Genomic DNA, 2,681 nt, shown 5'->3' on the forward strand with positions numbered 1-2,681 from the left:
CTGTGAAAGTGTTATGGCAAGGATGGCTTAAGTTACAAGCCATCCTGGAAGGCTACGATTTAGCAAAATCTCTTGAGCCAGACTTGTGATCAAGAGACAGCTTTATAGCGGCTTTTTGCATTGTGGCTAAATACAAATTTAATGCTGATTGATCATGTGCGTTGCTAGTTGAGAGAATGATTGCTTTAATCCTTCACGTAACAACGGATTGTCTATTTCTATATCCAGCGTTTTATTCATGCAGTACATCCATTGATCGCGCAATGCCTTATCTACAGTAAAAGGCATATGTCTTTTACGTAGCATTGGCTGGCCATGTTTTTCAGTAAATAGGTTTGGCCCGCCTAACCAACCAGATAAAAATTCAAAAAATACTTGGCGAATTCGATCTAATGGCAGAGGATGCATATCATATAACGGTTTAGCGTATTCATCTGACTCCATTATGTCGTAGAATCGATTGGAGATAGCTCGCGCCCCTTTCTCTCCACCTATTATTTCATACGGTGTTTTTTCAGGAGTAGGAGCCTGTTGCTCGGGAGCCGGCTTAGATTTAGAAAAAAGTCGTTTAATCATATTACTTATCATCGTTAATAGGCAGTATATAGCTGCAAAGAGGTTGCTTTAAAATGGACAAATATGCGGTTTTTGGAAATCCAATTAAACATTCAAAATCCCCCGCGATACATAAACAATTTGCTGTATCACTGGGTGAGCAAATCGACTATCGCGCAATATTAGCACCTATCGATAACTTTGAAAAAACAGTATTGTCTTTTTTTGAGCAAGGTGGTGTTGGTGCTAACGTTACAATGCCATTTAAAGAGCAAGCCTATGCAATGGCTGATGAGCTTACGCCATTAGCTAAAATTGTAGGGGCTGTTAATACATTAAAAAAACGAGATGATGGCACATTACTCGGTGATAACACCGATGGTGTGGGCTTTGTAAATGATTTACTCGCTAATAAAGTTACTATAACTAATAAACGCATTTTAATTATTGGTGCGGGCGGTGCCGCTCGAGGAGTTATTTTACCTTTGTTAGAGCATAATCCTCAGGAAATAATAATAGTTAATCGCACAGCACAAAAAGCCCAAGAACTCGCAGAGCTGTTTACTCAATATGGACCGGTATCTGGCTTTGGCTTTAGTGATTTACCAGTAAGCGATTACTCACTAATTATAAACTCTACATCTAGCAGTATGAATAACGAGCTTCCAGCACTTGATGAAAAACATATAACTAACTGTGAAGTCGCTTATGACATGTTTTATTCACTGCAAAATACCATTTTTATGAATTGGGTTGCACAGCATAATATTAACGCTAAGCTTTTAGATGGCAGTGGAATGTTAGTTGGTCAAGCTGCTCAAGCATATTATGTATGGCGTAACAAAATGCCAAAAATACTTCCCGTCGTTGATGCGCTCAAACAAGGAATGCTTAAATGAATCAGGCAATACAGTTTATAGATAGGCTAGAGTTTAGAGAGCCCGATCATCAGTTAGTTTTTTTTGCACAAGTTAGTGGCATGCTGGTGGAATGTATAATAGAAGTAAATACACTTAAATTAACAGACGAAAGCCACGCAACAGAGTATTTTGAAAAGTACCGTTTTGATTACGAAGAGCGTGCCGAGGAGCTCATCGAAGAAGAGAGCTATAACTCGGCAGGCCAAATTGAAGTAAGTTTATTAACTTAAGTTAGCGATTTCAGCTAAGTATTCATCTTTAAGTGATACATAGTTATCGGCAGATATTTTTAAGAAGGCAAGTTCTTGCTCTGTAAGAGGGCGGGCTTGCTTAGCCGGACTCCCTACATATAAGTAACCAGACTCTAAACGTTTGTTTGGTGGTACTAAAGAGCCGCCGCCAATAATAACATCATCTTCAACAACCACGTTATCCATAATAATAGCGCCCATACCTACAAGTATACGGTTTCCTAATACACATCCGTGCAGCATTACCTTATGACCAACTGTTACATCGTCACCTACAATAAGTGGGTAACCATCATGATTGCTTTTAGTTGCGCGAGATAAATGCAATACACTGCCATCTTGTATATTTGTACGCTCACCAATACGTATATAGTTAACATCACCACGTGCAGCTACTAACGGCCACACACTACTATTATCACCTAAAGTAATGTTACCAACCAAAACCGATGACTCATCAATATAAACAGACGAATTAAATGAAGGAGTAACACCTTTATAAGAACGAATTGCCATAGTTAGTACCTTTTAGATCATGATTATTAGTATTTGAGTGTATCAGCAAGGTGATTTTTGTACCATACAGTGCACTGTTTGGTTACAAAACTATCAGTTTTAGGGGGTTTAGTTCAGATACTAACCGAACAGTATCTTTTTTTACTTTTTCTTTAAAAAAGTGCTTGCGTAAAAATATGATCTCCCTATAATGCGACCCCACTGAGACGGGAAACGCCAACGCATAGCGAGGCACGAACTACTCAGAGAGTTAAATAAAACTTCGGTTTTAAATCTTCCAAAAAGAAAGTTTAAAACTAAGTGTTGACTCGAAAAATAAAGGGTGTATTATTCGCATCCCTTGAGACGCTAAAGCGACTCAAAACGTTCTTTAAAAATATAAAGCAATCATCTGTGTGGGCACTCGTACAGATTGAGTTCTAACAGCCAACCTACTTAG

General features: G+C 38.5%; 4 protein-coding genes. 2 read left to right on the forward strand and 2 right to left on the reverse strand.

The window, feature by feature from the left end; all coding sequences use genetic code 11:
• Window positions 1-138 precede the first annotated feature (138 nt).
• Complete coding sequence (locus I6F54_RS20100; RefSeq protein WP_004335148.1) at window positions 139-576, reverse strand: group II truncated hemoglobin; 438 nt, start codon at window positions 574-576, stop codon at window positions 139-141.
• Window positions 577-629: 53 nt separating this feature from the next.
• Here I6F54_RS20100 and aroE point away from each other — a divergent pair, with 53 nt between their 5' ends.
• Both aroE and I6F54_RS20110 read left to right on the forward strand, forming a co-directional pair.
• The gene (gene aroE / locus I6F54_RS20105; protein WP_197142796.1) at window positions 630-1,454 is read left to right on the forward strand and encodes a shikimate dehydrogenase; all 825 of its coding nucleotides are present in this window, start codon (window positions 630-632) and stop codon (window positions 1,452-1,454) included.
• Window positions 1,451-1,705, forward strand: a complete 255-nt coding sequence (locus I6F54_RS20110; protein ID WP_007584142.1) for a DUF1488 family protein — start codon at window positions 1,451-1,453, stop codon at window positions 1,703-1,705. The genes aroE and I6F54_RS20110 overlap by 4 nt, the downstream gene beginning before the upstream one ends.
• Here I6F54_RS20110 and I6F54_RS20115 read toward each other — a convergent pair.
• Window positions 1,697-2,242 carry a gamma carbonic anhydrase family protein gene (locus tag I6F54_RS20115; RefSeq protein WP_197142797.1) on the reverse strand — a complete coding sequence of 182 codons (546 nt, stop codon included), beginning with the start codon at window positions 2,240-2,242 and terminating at the stop codon, window positions 1,697-1,699. The two genes, I6F54_RS20110 and I6F54_RS20115, sit on opposite strands and share 9 nt — an antisense overlap.
• Window positions 2,243-2,681 lie beyond the last annotated feature (439 nt).

Origin of the sequence: Pseudoalteromonas sp. SWXJZ10B (assembly GCF_015864475.1) — a bacterium.
GTDB lineage: Bacteria > Pseudomonadota > Gammaproteobacteria > Enterobacterales > Alteromonadaceae > Pseudoalteromonas > Pseudoalteromonas arctica.